Genomic DNA, 17,245 nt, shown 5'->3' with positions numbered 1-17,245 from the left:
AGCCATGGGGATCAGTCCACCGTCACGTAGTCGGGGCCGGAGTAGCGGCCGGTGGCCAGCTTCTGGCGCTGCATCAGCAGGTCGTTGAGGAGCGAGGACGCGCCGAAGCGGAACCAGTGGTTGTCCAGCCAGTCCTCGCCCGCGGTCTCCTTGACCAGTACCAGGAACTTGACGGCGTCCTTCGTGGTGCGGATGCCGCCGGCGGGCTTCACACCGACCTGGACGCCCGTCTGCGCGCGGAAGTCGCGGACGGCCTCCAGCATCAGGAGGGTGTTCGCGGGGGTCGCGTTGACGGCGACCTTGCCCGTCGAGGTCTTGATGAAGTCCGCGCCCGCCAGCATGCCGAGCCAGCTCGCGCGGCGGATGTTGTCGTACGTCGACAGCTCGCCGGTCTCGAAGATGACCTTCAGGCGGGCGGCGCCCGAGGCCTCCTTCACGGCGACGATCTCGTCGTACACCTTCAGGTACTTGCCCGCGAGGAACGCGCCGCGGTCGATGACCATGTCGATCTCGTCGGCGCCCGCGGCGACGGCGTCCTTCACGTCGGCCAGCTTCACGTCGAGCGCGGCGCGGCCGGCGGGGAAGGCGGTCGCGACCGAGGCGACCAGCACGCCGGAGCCGGCTACGGCCTCCTTCGCGGCGGCCACCATGTCGGGGTAGACGCAGACCGCGGCGGTCGTCGGGGCCGTGCGGTCCGTGGGGTCCGGGTGGACGGCCTTGGCGCCGAGCGCCCGGACCTTGCCGGGGGTGTCCGCGCCTTCCAGGGTCGTCAGGTCGACCATCGAGATGGCGAGGTCGATGGCGTACGCCTTCGCGGTGGTCTTGACGGAACGGGTGCCGAGTGAGGCGGCGCGCGCCTCCAGGCCGACCGTGTCGACGCCGGGCAGCCCGTGGAGGAACCGGCGCAACGAGCCGTCCGACGCGGTGACGTCCGTGAGTGCGTGAGCTGCGGAGGATGCAGTGGTGGGCATGGTCACCACCCGAGCATATCTACGCGCGTAGCGGCTGTACAGCCCCCTGCCGGGGTGTGGGCCGGCCCGGGTGTTGTCGGGTGCGGCCCGGTGGAGGCTGGCTGCGCAGTTCCCCGCGCCCCCGGGTGGGGGTGGTCGGGGTCTGTTGTTGGGTGCGGGCGGTGGGGGCCGGCTGCGCAGTTCCCCGCGCCCCTGGGTGGGGGTGGTGGGGCTTTGTTGTTCGTGCGGGCGGTGGGGGCTGGCCGCGCAGTTCCCCGCGCCCCTAGCGGGGCGCCCCGCTAGGGGCGCGGGGAACTGCGCGAGTCACACCGACCGACCTGCACCTGGCAGTGTCGTCCGGGCGGACCCCGCTAGGGGCGCGGGGGGCTGCGCGGTCCACCCGCGTGGCTTGCGTGTCGTAGGCGGCTCACCCGCGGAGCGACCCCCGTGGGGGCGGTCAGGCAGAATCGGGTTCATGACGACCCCGGACCACCAGCCACCCGCACCGGACCTCCCGAACCCTCCGGAACCCCAGTTCAAGGACAGGGTCTACCGGTCCCCCTCCGGTATCGCGGGCGGCGTCCTCCTGCTCGCGATCGCGGCCTGGCTCGGTATCGACGCGCTGGTCACGGGCGAGGGCCGCACCCCGTGGATCGCGCTGGCCACGCTGCTCGTGCTGGTGCCGCTGGTCGCCGCCTTCACGCTCCGCCCCGCGGTGTACGCGAACGAGCAGCGCCTGCGCATCCGTAACCCCTTCCGGGTGATCACGCTGCCCTGGGGAGCGGTCGAGGCGTTCAGATCCGGCTACTCGAACGAGGTACTCGACAAGAGCGGTACCAAGTACCAGCTCTGGTCCGTACCGGTCTCCCTGCGGGCCCGCAACCGAGCGGCACGCAAGGAGGCCCGCGGCGACACGACGGACGCCCGGGGCCGCCTCGGACAGACCCGGCAGGCCCCCCACCCCGCTCCGCAGGCCACCGGCCCCGTACGCGCCCCGGGCGACCAGATCGTGGACGAACTGCGCGAACTGCTGGCGGCCCACGGCAAGGACCCGCAGGCAAAGGGTGATGTGTCCGTGCGCTGGGCCTACGAGGTCATGGCCCCCGCTGCGGCCGGAGCGGTCCTGCTGGCGATCCTCCTGTCCGTGGCCTGATTCCGCCCCCGCCGCCCCTACCCGTCCCGTCACCGCATGGGGGCTCCGCCCCCTCGCCCCCTTTCGCGCAGTTCCCCGCGCCCCTGGGTATCGCGGTTCCCCGCGCCCCTGGGTATCGCGGTTTTCCGCGCTCCTGGGTATCGCGGTTTTCCGCGCTCCTGGGTATCGCGTAGCGCGTCCTCTTGAGGCGGATGGCCACGCCCGCCCGTACGAGAGGGCGGCACCCGCATCGGGCGCCGGGACGTCCGCCGGCCCGGGCGGGTCGTTTCGCTCGCTACTGTCACCACCGGTGCCCGCGCCGGTGTCGGCACCGGCGTTTCCACGCGATCCAGGAGTGCATGTGTCGTACGACGAGCCGCTGCGACTGCCCGCGGCCGCGATACCCGACGACTGCCGGGACTGGACGGCCGGCCGGGCCGCGAACTGGTCGGCCGCGCTGCCGTCGCGCTGGACGTTCCTGCGGGTGCGCCGGTCGATCGCCGGCGCCGTGACCACCCTCGCGCTCTGCGCGGGCGCCTGGGCCGCGATGCTCGGCGGACTGTGGCCGTTCGTCGCGGCGGGCTTCGCGGTGTACGTCCTGTGGGTGCTCGCGCGGCCCGAACTGGTCTGGGCCGGAGCGCCCGCCCTGCTTCTGGGGCTCGCGGTGCAGGCGTCGTCCCTGCCCTGGGCGGTGACCGCCGTCGGGGCGTCGATCGTGGTGGTCTCCTGGGCCGCCGTCGCCGTACGCCTGCGGGCCCGCGGTGCCCAGCTGGAACAGGCCCTGGAGGCCGCCGGGGACGGCACGGCCCAGGTCCCCGACGGCGAGGCCCCGGTGCGGCGCGGCCGCTTCCTGCTCCCGCTCGGCCTCCTGGTGCTCGGGTTCGGTGTGGTCACCGGCGTCACCGCGAATCTGTGGGGCACGGTCGACGACCGGCGCGGCTCCTGGGTCATGGCCTTCTATCTGACCGGGCTCGGTCTGACCGCCCTGGTCTCGGCGTGGCTCGGCCGCCACCGGGCCGTCGCACTGCGCCGCGCCCCCGCACCCGTACTGCGTGTCCTCGTACGCGACGACGCGCAGGGCACCACGGAGGTGTACGCGGCGGACGACCTCGCGGCGACGCGACCGCTGTTCACGGTGGAACTGACGTCGTACGACGGTGCGTCGGACGAGGACGAGGACGGAGAGGACGGTGACGAGGACCCGTCCGGCTCCGCCGATGCCGATGGTGGCGATGCCGACGCCGGTGAAGAGCTGGAGCGGCTTCTCGACGCGGTCGACGACGATGTTCCCGGGCCCGTCCGTGAGGCCGTCCTCTTCGGCGCGCCCTTCGACGGCGCCGAGGTCGTGGTCCTCAGCGCGGACGAGGACCCGGACCAGCCGCCGCTGACGGAGTGGTCGGCGGGACCGGTCCGCCCGTTGTCGCCGAGCGCCGGTGTGCGGCGTGTCGCCCGGGAGAAGGCCCGCGAGGAGCAGAACCGTCAACTGGTGCGGCAGGCCCGGGAGTCGGTCGTGGACCGCGCGCCCGCCCCGGTGCGCCGCTGGCGTGCGGGCTGGCTGGACTGGGTGGCCGCCGCGCTGCTGGTGCAGTGGGGCGCCTGGCTCACCTGGGCCGGGTTCACCGAGGCCGAACTGCCCTCCTGGAAGCTGGTCCTGGCCGTCGCGCTCGGTCTCTACGGAGCCGCCCGCGTTCCCGTGAAACTCGCCTGGCGCATCACCGCGGACCGCTCGGGTCTGTGGGTCACCGGGCTGCGCGGCCCCCGGCACGTCCCCTGGGACGACATCCGCTCCGTACGCCGTCGCTCGTTCGAGCTGAAGCTGCGCTGGCGGGGCGACGACTGGTCGGTCGCGGCGCCGCGCTGGGCGTGGTTCGAACGGCGGCGCGGTCTGGTGCACCCGTACGACGCGCTGGCCGCCGAACTGTCGGCCATGCGCGAGGACCCGGCGCTGCGGCCCACCGGGGACAGCACCACCCCCGAACGGGGCCGCCCGCTCTGGCCGTTGGCCGTCGTACTGGCGCTGGTGTGGGCGGCGGTCCTGGTGGTGTGGGGCTGAGGGGCAGTAGGCAACCCGTACCCGTGCCGGTGGCGACCTGAGGGTGAAATCCCGTCCCCCACCGAGGAGTTCACCGTGATCACCGTGCCCACTGTGCTCACCGCATCCCCCGTACGCAGACACCTGACGCGGCTCGTCACCGTCTTCGCCGCACTCGTCGCGCTGGTCGCCGCGCCCCTCCTCCCGGCGTCCCAGGCGAAGGCCGCCGACCAGTGGAACCCGCCCGCGAACCTGGTGCAGCCGCTGAACGAGGTGTGGAACCACGTCTCGACGACCTACCCGGACCTGTACGGCTTCCGCAACTACGGCTGGGACCAGGTCATGGCCAACCGGGGAAGCATCAACTACTGCGTCCGCTGGGAGTCCGACGCCCCCGTCAGCACGGCCCTGCGGGACCAGATCCACACCGCGCTGAAGAAGCAGTTCGGCAAGTGGACGGCGGCCATGCTGGACAACGGCACGGGCCACAACGCCTGGCCGTACACCAGCGTGCCCGTCAACATCGTCGGCTGGGCGGTCAAGAACCGCTCCACCCTCCAGTGGACCGACAACTCCGTCGACGTCTACGCCGGGAACCTCGACAGCGGCGGCGCCCCGCAGTGCGCGCCCGACTGCGGCCGGTTCTTCCACCAGGACGGCGACTACTCGAAGTGTCCCGGCGGCGCGGCCCGCCACTACGACCAGTCCCTCTGGCTGACCAAGGGCTTCCAGGGCGGCGCGGGCGGCGACTGGGGCCAGCGGGTCGGCCAGGAGTACTTCACCGGCGCGCTGTCCCAGGAGGACATCCACATCTATCTGCACGAGGTCGGCCACACCTTCGGCCTCGACGACTTCTACGACTGGACGCCGACGGGCCAGTGCTGCTTCCTCATGAAGGCGGGCAGCGCCACGTCCGTCACGGAGTTCGACAAGTGGATGTTCCGCGACTTCTGGCGCCACCTGAAGAGCCGGTACGGGCTGTGACGGACCGAGGGCGACGGGCCCCGTCGCCCTCGGCCCGCCAGGTGGTTCAGATACCCGCCGCCGCCGACAGGTCCCGCTTGACCGCCGACAGCAGCTCCGCCGCCTTCGCGCGGGCCGCCGGCAGTTCGTCGTGCGCACCCACCGGCACCACGACCTCCAGGTAGCACTTCAGCTTCGGCTCCGTACCGCTGGGCCGGACGATGACGCGGGCGCCGTCCAGCGTGTAGCGCAGACCGTCCGTGGGCGGCAGCAGGTCCGTCCCCAGGGCGAGGTCCTCGGTCCTGGTGACGGACAGGCCCGCGAGATGCGTCGGCGGCTGTTCGCGCAGCCGGCGCATCGCGTCGGAGATGACGGAGAGGTCGTCCACCCGGACGGACAACTGGTCCGTGGCGTGCAGCCCGTGCTCGACGGCGAGGTCGTCCAGCAGGTCGAGGAGCGTGCGGTTCTCCGCCTTCAGCTCCGAGGCCAGCTCCGTGATGGCGAGGGCCGCCGTGATGCCGTCCTTGTCCCGTACGCCGTCGGGGTCGACGCAGTAGCCGAGCGCCTCCTCGTAGCCGTACCGCAGGCCCTCCACCCTGGCGATCCACTTGAAGCCCGTCAGCGTCTCCTCGTACGGCAGACCCGCCTTCTCGGCGATGCGGCCGAGGAGGGAGGACGAGACGATCGACTCGGCGAAGGTGCCGCGCGCGCCCCGGCGGACGAGGTGTGCGGCGAGGAGCGCGCCGACCTCGTCGCCGCGCAGCATGCGCCAGTCGCCGCCGTTCCCCGCATCCTTCACGGCCGCGGCGCAGCGGTCCGCGTCCGGGTCGTTGGCGATGATCAGGTCGGGGTCGGTCTCGCGGGCCTTCGCGAAGGCGAGGTCCATCGCGCCGGGCTCTTCCGGGTTGGGGAAGGCGACGGTCGGGAAGTCGGGGTCCGGCTCGGCCTGCTCGGCGACGAGGACGGGCGCGGGGAAGCCGGCCCGCGCGAACGCCGCGAGGAGGGTCTCCTTGCCGACGCCGTGCATCGCCGTGTAGACCGTGCGGGCGGTCCGCGGGGAGCCGGGGGCCAGGACCGCGTCCGTGCGCTCCAGGTAGGCGTTCAGGACGCCCTCGTCGAGGGTCTGCCAGCCGGAGTCCGGGCGGGGGACGTCGGCGAGGGCGGTGACCGCGGCGATCTCGGCGGCGATCTCGGCGTCCGCCGGGGGGACGATCTGGGAGCCGTCGCCGAGATAGACCTTGTAGCCGTTGTCGCGCGGCGGGTTGTGGCTGGCCGTCACCTCGACGCCCGCCACCGCGCCCAGATGCCGTATGGCGTACGCGAGTACGGGCGTGGGGAGCGGGCGGGGGAGCACGGCGGCGCGCAGGCCCGCGCCCGTCATGACCGCGGCGGTGTCGCGGGCGAAGTCGATCGACTTGTGACGGGCGTCGTAGCCGATGACGACGAGGCCGTCCGTCTGGCCCTTCGCCTTCAGGTACGCGGCGAGGCCGGCGGCGGCGCGGATGACGACCGCGCGGTTCATGCGCATCGGGCCGGCGCCGAGTTCGCCTCGCAGGCCCGCTGTGCCGAACTGGAGGGTGCCCGTGAAGCGGGCGGTGAGTTCTGTGGTGTCCTCGGCGTCGATGAGCTTGGCGAGTTCCTCGCGGGTGTCCGCGTCGGGGTCCTCGGCCAGCCATGCCTTGGCCCGCGCGATGAGTCCGTCCTGCACGAGGGTCCTCTTTTCGTTCGTAGTACGTGTCGGTGTACCCCGCCCCGGACTTCTCTCGCCCCCGCCGCCCCTACCCTCCCCCACTCTCGGCTTCGCTCGAGCGGGGGGGTAGGGGCGGCGGAGGCGAGGACGACCAGGACTACAGGCGGTCCAGGACCTGGGTCAGGAGGGCGCCCATGTGGGCGGCCGAGTCGCGGCCCGCCTGGAGGACCTCCTCGTGGTTCAGCGGCTCGCCCGTCATCCCCGCGGCGAGGTTCGTCACCAGCGAGATGCCGAGCACCTCCGCCCCCGCCTCCCGCGCGGCGATCGCTTCGAGCGTGGTCGACATCCCCACCAGGTCGGCTCCGATGACCCGCGCCATCCGGATCTCCGCGGGCGTCTCGTAGTGCGGGCCGGGGAACTGCGCGTACACGCCCTCTTCGAGCGTCGGGTCGATCTCCTTGCACAGCGCCCGCAGCCGCGGCGAGTACAGATCCGTCAGGTCGACGAAGTTCGCGCCGACGATCGGGGACGTCGCCGTCAGGTTGATGTGGTCGCTGATGAGGACCGGCTGCCCGGGCCGCATGCCCTCGCGCAGCCCGCCGCAGCCGTTGGTCAGCACGATGGTCTTGCAGCCGGCGGCGACGGCCGTCCGGACGCCGTGCGCGACGGCGGCGACCCCGCGGCCCTCGTAGTAGTGGGTGCGGCCCAGGAAGACGAGCGCCCGCTTGTCGCCGATCCGGTAGGAGCGGACCGTGCCGCCGTGTCCCTCGACCGCAGGCGGCGGGAAGCCGGGCAGGTCGGTGACCTGGAACTCGGCTTCTGGGTCGCCGAGGGCATCCACGGCCGGCGCCCAGCCGGAGCCCATCACGAGGGCGACGTCGTGGGTCTCGGCGCCCGAGAGTTCCCGCAGGCGCGCGGCGGCGGCGTCGGCGGCGGCGTACGGGTCGCCCTGGATGTCGTCCGGAAGAAGAGATGCGTTCACGCGCATGAGGGTAGCCGCTCGTGGCCTACGCGCGTAGATGTTGATGGTCACGGGTTTGCGATCGTTGTCTTGTTGTTTCCGCCGAAGCCTGACGGCGGAGTGCCCCGGGGGTCAGCAGGGGCGCTTGCGCAGCTCCATCACGTAGTCGTGCGGGGCGCCCGCCGACTCCGCCGCGTCCGCGAGTTCGCCGAGGTAACGGGCTGAGGGGAGCCCTCCCTCGTAACCGTTGAGGACGTACAGCCACGCCGACTCCTCGCCCTCCAGCGTGTGGATCCGTACGCGCATCCGCCGGTAGATGTCGAGGCCGACACCCTCCCAGCGGTCCAGGGACTCCTCGTCCGGGGGAGCGATGTCGTACAGGGCGACGAAGACCTGCGAGCGCGGGGCCTCGACGATCGTCGCCAGCGCGCCCTCCCAGCCCATGTGCTCGCCGCCGAACGTCAGCCGCCAGCCGTTGAGCCACCCCGTGGCGCGCAGCGGAGAGTGGGGTGCGCGGCGCGTCATGAGCCGCGGGTCGAGATTGCCGGCGTACGCGGCGTAGAGCGACATGGGACCGAGGGTACGGCAGCGGACGCGTGTGACTCTCCCGTAACCGCGGCCCCGGATCGCACACCCGTACCGGCCGGATCGCCCGCCCGTGACACCCGCCCGCGACACCCGGACAGCGCCCCCGTGCGGAAGCACCTTGAAGCGTGCGGGACAATGGAGTACGTGACTCGGATCGTGATCATTGGCGGCGGACCCGGCGGATACGAAGCGGCCCTGGTGGCCGCGCAGCTCGGCGCGGAGGTGACCGTCGTCGACTGCGACGGCCTGGGCGGTGCGTCGGTGCTCACCGACTGCGTGCCGTCCAAGACCCTCATCGCGACGGCCGAGGTGATGACCACCTTCGACTCCTCGTACGAGGAACTGGGGATCATCGTCGCCGATGACACTCCTCACATCGACCAGCCCGCGCGCGTCGTCGGCGTCGACCTCGGCAAGGTCAACCGCCGGGTGAAGCGCCTCGCGCTCGCCCAGTCCCACGACATCACGGCCTCCGTGACGCGTGCCGGGGCACGGGTGCTGCGGGGCCGCGGACGGCTGGAGGGCATGCAGGCCCTGGACGGCTCCCGCAAGGTCGTCGTACGGGCCGCGGACGGCAGCGAGGAGACACTCGTCGCCGACGCCGTGCTCATCGCCACCGGCGGGCACCCCCGTGAGCTGGCCGACGCGCAGCCCGACGGCGAGCGCATCCTGAACTGGACGCAGGTCTACGACCTGGACGAGCTCCCGGAGGAGCTCATCGTGGTCGGCTCCGGTGTCACCGGCGCCGAGTTCGCCGGCGCCTACCAGGCCCTCGGCTCGCGGGTCACGCTCGTCTCCAGCCGCGACCGCGTGCTGCCGGGCGAGGACCCCGACGCGGCGGCCGTCCTGGAGGACGTGTTCCGGCGCCGCGGCATGAACGTCATGGCCCGCTCGCGCGCCGCGTCCGCCAAGCGCGTGGGCGACCGGGTCGAGGTGACGCTCGCCGACGGCCGCGTCATCACCGGCTCGCACTGTCTGATGGCCGTCGGCGCCATCCCCAACAGCGACGGCATGGGCCTGGAGGAGGCCGGGGTCAAGGTGCAGGAGTCCGGGCACATCTGGACCGACAAGGTCTCCAGGACCACCGCGCCCGGCGTGTACGCGGCCGGTGACGTCACCGGGATCTTCGCGCTGGCCTCCGTGGCCGCCATGCAGGGCCGTATCGCCATGTACCACTTCCTCGGCGACGCGGTCGCCCCGCTCAACCTCAAGACGGTCTCGTCGAACGTCTTCACCGACCCCGAGATCGCCACCGTCGGCTACTCGCAGGCGGACGTCGACGGCGGGGTCATCGACGCCCGGTGCGTGAAGCTGCCCCTGCTGCGCAACCCGCGCGCCAAGATGCAGGGCATCCGGGACGGCTTCGTGAAGATCTTCTGCCGTCCCGGCACCGGGATCGTCGTCGGCGGTGTGGTCGTCGCGCCGCGCGCCTCGGAACTCATCCACCCGATCTCGCTCGCGGTCGACAACAACCTGACCGTCGAGCAGATCGCGAAGGCCTTCACGGTGTATCCGTCCCTGTCGGGCTCGATCGCCGAGGTGGCCCGTCAGCTGCACACCCGGAAGTCCACGGGCGAGGGCTGAGTCCGGAAACGGGTCCCGAAGTGAACCCGGACGAGGTGGGGAAAGCGGTGCCCTGAGTGGTTTCTCGCTGGTCACGGGGACCGGCTGTCCCTCTGGTCACGGGGAGTCGCCGACCATTCACGCGGCATAGGCGCCCGGATTAGGCGCGTATACCACTTCGGGTACTGCCATGCGAACAACTTCTGTTATTCGGCGCAAACTGCTGAAAGCAGACGGTCGTTGGGGTTACTGTCAGTTTCGTGTTCGCTGCAGAACGTCGTCAATTGATCCTCGAAATGGTGCGAGCAAATGGAGCCGTGTCGCTCCGTGAGCTCGCCCGCGTCGTCCAGACCTCCGAAGTGACCGTACGGCGGGACGTGCGCGCACTGGAGGCAGAAGGACTCCTCGACCGCCGACATGGCGGTGCGGTATTGCCGGGCGGGTTCACGCGGGAGTCCGGCTTTCCGCAGAAATCTCATCTCGCGACCGCCGAGAAGACGGCCATCGCCGACCTCGCCGCGGGTCTCGTCGAAGAGGGCGAGGCCATTGTGGTGGGGGCGGGAACCACCACGCAGGAGCTGGCTCGCCGGCTCGCGCGGGTGCCGGGGCTGACCGTCGTCACCAATTCCCTGCTGGTGGCCCAGGCGTTGGCCCATGCCAACCGTGTGGAAGTCGTGATGACCGGCGGCACCCTGCGCGGTTCCAACTACGCCCTGGTGGGCAGCGGGGCCGAACAGTCCCTCCAGGGGCTGCGGGTCTCCCGGGCCTTCCTGTCGGGAAGCGGGCTCACCGCGGAACGCGGCCTGTCCACCTCCAACATGCTGTCGGCCTCCGTCGACCGCGCGCTCGTCCAGGCGGCCGCCGAGGTCGTCGTCCTGGCCGATCACACCAAGCTCGGCGCCGACACGATGTTCCAGACGGTGCCGACCGATGTGATCACCCGGCTGGTCACGGACGAGCCACCGGCCCAGGACGATCGCGCGGCCACCGAACTGCAGGCCCTGGCCGACCAGGGCGTACAGATCGCGGTGGCCGGAGCGGGGGGATCGGGCGGCGATACGGTCCCGGCGGGGCGCCAGCCGCCACGCCGGGACGTGCCGCTGCCCGGGCCCCGACGCGGTCAGGTGCCCGGCGCGGGGCCGCAGTTGCGCAGCGCCGCGGCGGTGCTGGGCGATCAGGCACAGAGCGAGCGGGCGCGGGTCGCCGACATGCGCAGACGCTGACACGGCTGACACCGCGGAGTACTGACGCGAGCGAGTCGCTGCGCGGCAGAGGTGCAGAGGTGTGGCTGACGGACGGCGGTCCAGTTCGTACGTCAGCGCGTCAGCGCGTCGGCGCGTCAGGCCTTGAGGCCCCGCAGCGTCAGCGCCAGCATGCGGTCGGCCAACTCCGGGTCGCCCGGGGTCTCTTCGGCGGCCAGCGCGATCGCGTTGGTCAGCTGAAGCAGATCACCGATGGCGACACCGGTGCGTACGGAGCCTGCTTGCTGCGCGCGCGTGAGAAGGGCGCTGCCCGCCTCGCGCATCGGGCCGCTGCACTGCGCGAGCGCCGAGGCGTCGTCGTGCGAGGCCGACATGAGCGCGCGGGCGAGTCCGCGGTACTCACTCGCATGAGTGATGACGGCGCGCAGCCATTCCACGAGCGCCGTGCACGGGTTCGGCGCGTCGAGGAGTTCGCGTGAACGGGACAGCAGGTCGCTGACCGCGTCCGCGAAGACCGCGTTCAGCAGGGCGTGGCGGTTGGGGAAGTGGCGGTAGAGGGTGCCGATGCCCACGCCCGCGCGTTTCGCCACGTCCTCCAGGGAGGCGTCGGCGCCGTTCTGGGCGAACGTGGCCCGTGCCTCCGCGATCAGGCGGGTGTGGTTGCGGCGGGCGTCCGCGCGCATCCCTGCCGGGGGGTTGGTCATGGGGTTGCCTGACCTCTCTTGCGGGGTGCCTCCGGCGGGGGTGGGGCCGTCTCGCCCGCCCTGCGACGGCTGTCCGGGCGGCGGTAGTGCGGGCCGGTCGCGCAGTTCCCCGCGCCCCTGAAGACGCGCCCCTGGCGGGTGCCTGGTGGTCGTTGTTTGCGGGTGCGGTTCCGATGGGGCGGGGTGCGCAGTTACCCGCGCCCCTGAGGATGTGGCCCTGGGGCCGTGCCTTTGGAACCGGGCCCCTGGAAGCGCGCCGTTGGAACCGCGCGTTCGGAACCGCGCTCCGGGACCGTGGTCCTCCGAAAGGCACTGACGGGGCGCGCCTCGGGAGGTGCGCCCCGTCAGGGTGACGATCGGGGTCAGTCCTTGATCTCGCAGATGACCGCGCCCGAGGTGAGCGAGGCGCCGACCTCCGCCGCGAGGGCCTTGACGGTGCCCGAGCGGTGGGCGTTGAGGGGCTGTTCCATCTTCATGGCCTCCAGGACCACGATCAGGTCGCCCTCCTTGACCTCCTGGCCCTCCTCGACGGCCACCTTCACGATGGTGCCCTGCATGGGTGAGGCGAGGGTGTCGCCGGAGGCGGCCGGGCCGGACTTCTTGGCCGCGCGCCGCTTGGGCTTGGCGCCCGCCGCGAGTCCCGTACGGGCCAGGGACATGCCCAGCGAGATCGGCAGGGAGACCTCCAGGCGCTTGCCGCCGACCTCGACGACGACCGTCTCACGGCCCGGCTCGTCCTCCGCGTCGGTGCCCGCGGGAGCGGTGAAGGCCGGGATCTCGTTGACGAACTCGGTCTCGATCCAGCGGGTGTGGACCGTGAAGGGGTCCGCGGAGCCGGTCAGCTCGGGGGCGAAGGCAGGGTCGGCGACCACCGCACGGTGGAAGGGGATGGCCGTGGCCATGCCTTCCACGGTGAACTCCGCCAGCGCACGCGCGGCCCGCTGCAGGGCCTGCTCGCGGGTGGCGCCGGTGACGATCAGCTTGGCGAGCAGCGAGTCCCAGGCGGGGCCGATGACACTGCCGGACTCCACGCCCGCGTCCAGGCGCACGCCCGGACCCGACGGCGGGGCGAAGGTGGTCACCGTGCCGGGGGCGGGCAGGAAGCCGCGGCCCGGGTCCTCGCCGTTGATGCGGAACTCGAAGGAGTGGCCGCGCAGCGGCGGGTCGTCGTAGCCCAGTTCCTCGCCGTCGGCGATCCGGAACATCTCACGGACCAGGTCGATGCCGGAGACCTCCTCGGTGACCGGGTGCTCGACCTGCAGACGGGTGTTGACCTCCAGGAAGGAGATCGTGCCGTCCGCGCCGACCAGGAACTCGACGGTGCCGGCGCCGACGTACCCGGCCTCCTTGAGGATCGCCTTGGAGGACGCGTACAGCTCGGCGACCTGGGCGTCGGAGAGGAACGGCGCGGGCGCCTCCTCGACGAGCTTCTGGTGGCGGCGCTGCAGGGAGCAGTCACGGGTGGAGACGACCACCACGTTGCCGTGGGAGTCGGCCAGGCACTGGGTCTCGACGTGCCGGGGCTTGTCGAGGTAGCGCTCCACGAAGCACTCGCCGCGGCCGAACGCGGCCACCGCCTCGCGCACCGCGGAGTCGAACAGCTCGGGGATCTCCTCAAGGGTGCGGGCCACCTTCAGACCGCGGCCGCCACCACCGAAGGCAGCCTTGATCGCGATGGGCAGACCGTGCTCCCGGGCGAAGGCGACGACCTCGTCCGCGCCGGGCACCGGGTCCGGCGTACCGGCGACCAGCGGGGCGCCGGCGCGCTGCGCGATGTGCCGGGCCGCGACCTTGTCACCGAGGTCGCGGATGGCTTGCGGCGGCGGGCCGATCCAGGTCAGGCCCGCGTCCAGGACGGCCTGGGCGAAGTCGGCGTTCTCCGAGAGGAAGCCGTATCCGGGATGGATCGCGTCCGCCCCGGAGTCCTTGGCCGCCTGGAGCACCTTGGCGATGTCGAGGTAACTGCTCGCGGGGGTGTCACCGCCCAGCGCGAACGCCTCGTCCGCGGCCCGCACATGCAGTGCGTCCCGGTCCGGCTCGGCGTACACCGCCACGCTCGCGATGCCGGCGTCTCGGCACGCCCGGGCGACACGAACAGCGATTTCGCCACGGTTGGCGATCAACACCTTGCGCACGTTGGCTCCCTCTCCTTGAAACAAGCCGAGTTTAGGGACTGCCGACACGTCGTTTCGACCCGTCCCCGATGGTGAGCTTGCCCACACGGAGCGTGATGCAAGGCCTGCTCGCCCGTGAAATCCCTTGCCGTACCTCGGTACGCAGGGGGCTTGCCTTGAACCCTAACTCTCCGGTGTGGCCAAGGTCTCTGTGAGTCCGTGCTGCGCGCCACTCGGTTTCTTTGTGGAGACCCTACGAATGGCCCAACGATTCTTTGCCTCTCGCGGATCCCTTGTCCCTGGGTTTACTCGTTAGTAGCGTTCTGGCTGTCTCGTACTACTTGAGGTAACAGGGCCCTGCTCGGGCGCAAGTCGAAAGTGGGTGGGGGCCGGTGGTCCGCAGACCGGTGGCATGGGTGACCGCGATCGTGCTCTTCGTGGAGGCGGTGGGCATCGCGTGGGTCAACTGGTTCATGGGGATCGTCGTCGAACGGCAGGACATGTCCCTGGCGGGGCTCGACCCGGACGTGATGTCCACGTCGTCGAAGGTCGCCGGGCTGGTCTTCGGCCTCTACTTCGCGCTCTGCGGCTTCACCGCGCTGCGCGTCGGCCTGCGCGACCGGGCGCCCGCGGGCCTCGGCCGCATCCTGCTGATCAGCGCGGCGGTGGTGCACGCCCTGCTCGGCGCGTTCGCGGTCGGCCTGGTGGGCTGGGGCGCGTTCGCCTTCATGATGGTCGTGCTGGGGCTGATCGTGCTCCTCTTCATGACGTACGACCGGCTGGAGGCCACGAGGCCCGACGCCAAGCCGGACCCGGGCCCCGCGGGGCCCGGGGACGCCGGGGGCCCCGGAAGCGCCGGGGATTCCGGGAGTGCCGAGGGTTCCGGGGGCGGTGTCCTGCCTCCGCCTCCGGCCCCTTCCGTCTCCTGACCCGCCCGGCGGGGCTCACTTCTCGCGCGGGGTCCACAAGTCCGTGATGCTCACGCCCAGTTTGGCCAGCAGCCGGCGCAGCAGGGGCAGCGAGAGCCCGATGACGTTGCCGTGGTCGCCGTCGATGCCGTCGACGAACGGGGCCGATCGGCCGTCCAGCGTGAACGCCCCGGCGACGTGCAGCGGCTCGCCCGAGGCGACGTACGCGGCGATCTCGGTGTCGGTCGGCTCGCCGAAACGGACGACGGTGGACGCCACGCCCGACGTATGACGGCCGGCCGCCGTGTCCCACACGCAGTGGCCGGTCTGCAGGATGCCCACCCGGCCGCGCATCGACTTCCAGCGCGCGGTCGCCTCCTCGGCGTCGACGGGCTTGCCGTACGCCACGCCGTCCAGTTCGAGCACCGAGTCGCAGCCGATCACCAGTGCTCCGGAGACCTCGGGCCGTGCCGCGACCAGGGACGCCTTCGCCTCGGCGAGGGCGAGCGCGAGTTCGGCGGGGGTCGGGGCGGTCACGGCGTCCTCGTCGAACCCGCTGACGACGACCTCGGGGTCGAGTCCGGCCTGCCGCAGCAGTCCGAGCCGGGCGGGGGACTGGGAGGCGAGAACGAGCCTGCGGCGTGGCTGATCAGTCATGCGGCCAGCGTATCGACCCCCTCCCGGCCGGGTTTCCGGCAGGCGGGCTCACATCAGGCCGGGCTCACATCAGACCGAGGACGATCATCGCGAACACGACGGCCAGCGCGATGAGCACACCGAGTCGGCGCAACATGTCCTGCATGTCGCGCAGCTCCTTCGGCGGCTCGTTCTCCGGGTCGGACCACAGCATGTCTCCGATCGTGACTCCGGCACGGCGCCGGGCGCCTGAGTACGCGTACTCATCTTGACCTAAAGGGTCTGTTGTTCCGTTAGTCGGTCGATCCCTGCTACCGTTCCCGGCATCACTAAAGGGATTGCAGTCCCGTTTAGGGGCTGAGGAACTGGAGGGAACCGCCGTGTTCACCACCGCCTGGACCGCTTCTCCGCAGTCGCCCAGCACCGGCTTCACCCCGAACTGGTCCCAGGAGGGCTTCTGGCGCCAGTCCCTGCGGCAGGTCGTCCGCCTCTCCGCGGGCGGCGACCGCGTCCGTATCCGCCTCTCCAACGCGTACGGGACCTCACCGCTGCGGATCGCGGGCGCGACCCTCGCCCGCGCCGACCTCGGCGCCGCCCTGCGGTCCGAGCCGGTGCGGCTCACTTTCGGCGGGGCCGCCGCCGTGGAGATCCCGGCGCGCGGCGAGACCGTCGGCGACGCGGCCGAACTCGCCGTGGCGGCCGGGGAGTCGGTGACCGTCACCCTCCACCTCGACGCCGTCAGCGGGCCCGCCACCTTCCACGCGCAGGCCTTCGCGACCAGTTACCGGGGCGCGGGCGACCTCCTCGCGGACACCGCGGGCGAGGGCTTCGACGAGACCACCGAGTCCTGGTACTTCCTGTCCGGAGTTGATGTCTCCGCCGGGCGCACGGACGGTGTGGCGCTCTTCGGCGACTCGATCACCGACGGGTTCGGCTCCACGCCCGGCGCGAACCGCAGATGGTCCGACGCCCTCGCCGCACGCACCGAGCGGCCCGTGCTCAACGCCGGCATCGGCGGGAACCTGCTGCTCAACGACTCGGCGTGGTACGGGGAGAAGGGCGTACACCGGCTGGCACGGGACGTGCTCGGCATGGCGGGCGTCGACACCCTCGTCGTGCTGCTCGGGCTCAACGACATCGGCTTCAGCGAGGGGGCGGCGGAGCCCACGTACCGGCCCGCGCCGCGTGTCGAGGTGGGTGAGCTGACCGCCGGGCACCGGGAGTTGATACGGCAGGCGCGGGGCCGGGGCGTACGGGTCGTCGGGGCGACGCTGCTGCCCTTCGCGGGGTCCGACCACTGGGGGGAGCGGGCGGCGAAGGTGAGCCACGAGTTCAACGAGTGGGTTCGCCGCTCGGGCGAGTACGACGCGGTGGCCGACCTGCACCGGGCGCTCGGGGATCCCGGCGCGCCCGACGCGCTGCGGGGCGCGTACGACTTCGGCGATCACCTGCACCCGAATGACGCGGGGTATCAGGTGATGGCCGAAGTCGTGGCGGACGTTCTTTGACCGCGGGCCGGCGGCGGCTGGTCGCGCCCCGCGGCGGAGCCGCTGTTTGTCGCCGCCCCGCGGCCCCTAAAAGCCCCTCACCGGGGCCAGAAGGTGTGGGCCCATGCCTGCGGGCCCGGGGCCGGCAGACGGGTCTGGGCCAGGCGGGACGGGTCCGACCACGCGTCCCTCTCCTCCGCCGCGCCGGGCGGTGCCGTGGCCGCCGCCGCGGCGCGGGCGCGGACCACCGCCAGGGCGGCGGCCAGCTCCTCGGGGGTCGGGTTGCCCCGTACGACCTTGATGTTCATGACCGCT

Annotated in this window: 16 protein-coding genes; 7 read left to right on the top strand and 9 right to left on the bottom strand. The window is 72.0% G+C overall.

Annotated features, from left to right (window positions below):
- Positions 1–11: 11 nt before the first annotated feature.
- On the bottom strand, positions 12–971 hold the full coding sequence (deoC, locus tag IE278_RS05950; protein ID WP_189769494.1) for a deoxyribose-phosphate aldolase: 960 nt from the start codon (positions 969–971) through the stop codon (positions 12–14).
- Between the two features lie 454 nt (positions 972–1,425).
- Between deoC and IE278_RS05945 the strand changes: the two genes are divergently transcribed.
- From IE278_RS05945 to IE278_RS05935, 3 genes are all read left to right on the top strand, one after another.
- Positions 1,426–2,103 carry a PH domain-containing protein gene (locus IE278_RS05945; protein ID WP_189769492.1) on the top strand — a complete coding sequence of 226 codons (678 nt, stop codon included), beginning with the start codon at positions 1,426–1,428 and terminating at the stop codon, positions 2,101–2,103.
- A 340-nt stretch (positions 2,104–2,443) separates the two neighbouring features.
- Positions 2,444–4,135 (top strand): hypothetical protein, encoded by a 1,692-nt coding sequence (locus IE278_RS05940; protein ID WP_189769491.1) that lies wholly within the window; start codon positions 2,444–2,446, stop codon positions 4,133–4,135.
- Between the two features lie 75 nt (positions 4,136–4,210).
- Entirely contained in the window at positions 4,211–5,098 is an 888-nt protein-coding gene (locus IE278_RS05935; protein ID WP_373311911.1) for a hypothetical protein, read from the top strand.
- A gap of 46 nt (positions 5,099–5,144) precedes the next feature.
- Here IE278_RS05935 and IE278_RS05930 read toward each other — a convergent pair whose 3' ends face one another.
- The 3 genes from IE278_RS05930 to IE278_RS05920 form a co-directional block, all read right to left on the bottom strand.
- Positions 5,145–6,785, bottom strand: a complete 1,641-nt coding sequence (locus tag IE278_RS05930) for a phospho-sugar mutase (RefSeq protein WP_189769489.1) — start codon at positions 6,783–6,785, stop codon at positions 5,145–5,147.
- Positions 6,786–6,924: 139 nt separating this feature from the next.
- Positions 6,925–7,749: a purine-nucleoside phosphorylase gene (locus IE278_RS05925; protein ID WP_189769487.1), complete on the bottom strand. Its 825-nt coding sequence runs from the start codon at positions 7,747–7,749 to the stop codon at positions 6,925–6,927.
- Between the two features lie 111 nt (positions 7,750–7,860).
- A complete protein-coding gene (locus tag IE278_RS05920; RefSeq protein ID WP_107020348.1) occupies positions 7,861–8,298 on the bottom strand; it encodes a gamma-glutamylcyclotransferase family protein in 438 nt (145 codons plus the stop codon).
- Between the two features lie 153 nt (positions 8,299–8,451).
- Here IE278_RS05920 and IE278_RS05915 point away from each other — a divergent pair, with 153 nt between their 5' ends.
- Both IE278_RS05915 and IE278_RS05910 read left to right on the top strand, forming a co-directional pair.
- Positions 8,452–9,900 carry an NAD(P)H-quinone dehydrogenase gene (locus IE278_RS05915; protein ID WP_189769485.1) on the top strand — a complete coding sequence of 483 codons (1,449 nt, stop codon included), beginning with the start codon at positions 8,452–8,454 and terminating at the stop codon, positions 9,898–9,900.
- A gap of 239 nt (positions 9,901–10,139) precedes the next feature.
- Positions 10,140–11,102 carry a DeoR/GlpR family DNA-binding transcription regulator gene (locus IE278_RS05910; protein WP_107020346.1) on the top strand — a complete coding sequence of 321 codons (963 nt, stop codon included), beginning with the start codon at positions 10,140–10,142 and terminating at the stop codon, positions 11,100–11,102.
- Between the two features lie 116 nt (positions 11,103–11,218).
- Here the strand turns inward: IE278_RS05910 and IE278_RS05905 are convergent, their stop codons facing one another.
- Positions 11,219–11,785 carry a TetR/AcrR family transcriptional regulator gene (locus IE278_RS05905; protein ID WP_246569992.1) on the bottom strand — a complete coding sequence of 189 codons (567 nt, stop codon included), beginning with the start codon at positions 11,783–11,785 and terminating at the stop codon, positions 11,219–11,221.
- A 362-nt stretch (positions 11,786–12,147) separates the two neighbouring features.
- On the bottom strand, positions 12,148–13,920 hold the full coding sequence (locus tag IE278_RS05900; protein ID WP_189769483.1) for an acetyl/propionyl/methylcrotonyl-CoA carboxylase subunit alpha: 1,773 nt from the start codon (positions 13,918–13,920) through the stop codon (positions 12,148–12,150).
- Positions 13,921–14,291: 371 nt separating this feature from the next.
- On the opposite strand from IE278_RS05900, the gene IE278_RS05895 reads away from it, so the two are divergent.
- Positions 14,292–14,828 carry a hypothetical protein gene (locus IE278_RS05895; protein ID WP_246569990.1) on the top strand — a complete coding sequence of 179 codons (537 nt, stop codon included), beginning with the start codon at positions 14,292–14,294 and terminating at the stop codon, positions 14,826–14,828.
- Between the two features lie 15 nt (positions 14,829–14,843).
- Here IE278_RS05895 and IE278_RS05890 read toward each other — a convergent pair whose 3' ends face one another.
- Entirely contained in the window at positions 14,844–15,464 is a 621-nt protein-coding gene (locus IE278_RS05890) for a nucleoside triphosphate pyrophosphatase (protein ID WP_189769481.1), read from the bottom strand.
- A 64-nt stretch (positions 15,465–15,528) separates the two neighbouring features.
- Positions 15,529–15,657 carry a morphogenic membrane protein MmpB gene (gene mmpB / locus IE278_RS42890; protein ID WP_149511803.1) on the bottom strand — a complete coding sequence of 43 codons (129 nt, stop codon included), beginning with the start codon at positions 15,655–15,657 and terminating at the stop codon, positions 15,529–15,531.
- Between the two features lie 166 nt (positions 15,658–15,823).
- Here mmpB and IE278_RS05885 point away from each other — a divergent pair, with 166 nt between their 5' ends.
- Complete coding sequence (locus tag IE278_RS05885; protein ID WP_189769479.1) at positions 15,824–16,951, top strand: SGNH/GDSL hydrolase family protein; 1,128 nt, start codon at positions 15,824–15,826, stop codon at positions 16,949–16,951.
- 77 nt (positions 16,952–17,028) lie between these two features.
- On the opposite strand, the gene IE278_RS05880 is transcribed toward IE278_RS05885, so the two are convergent.
- Positions 17,029–17,238 carry an acyl-CoA carboxylase epsilon subunit gene (locus tag IE278_RS05880; RefSeq protein WP_189769477.1) on the bottom strand — a complete coding sequence of 70 codons (210 nt, stop codon included), beginning with the start codon at positions 17,236–17,238 and terminating at the stop codon, positions 17,029–17,031.
- Positions 17,239–17,245: the final 7 nt, after the last annotated feature.

This window comes from Streptomyces tauricus (genome assembly GCF_014650955.1).
Classification (GTDB): Bacteria; Actinomycetota; Actinomycetes; order Streptomycetales; family Streptomycetaceae; genus Streptomyces; species Streptomyces tauricus.
The sequence above is the reverse complement of the archived record's forward strand: the minus strand, read 5'-3'. Positions and strand labels throughout refer to the sequence as shown.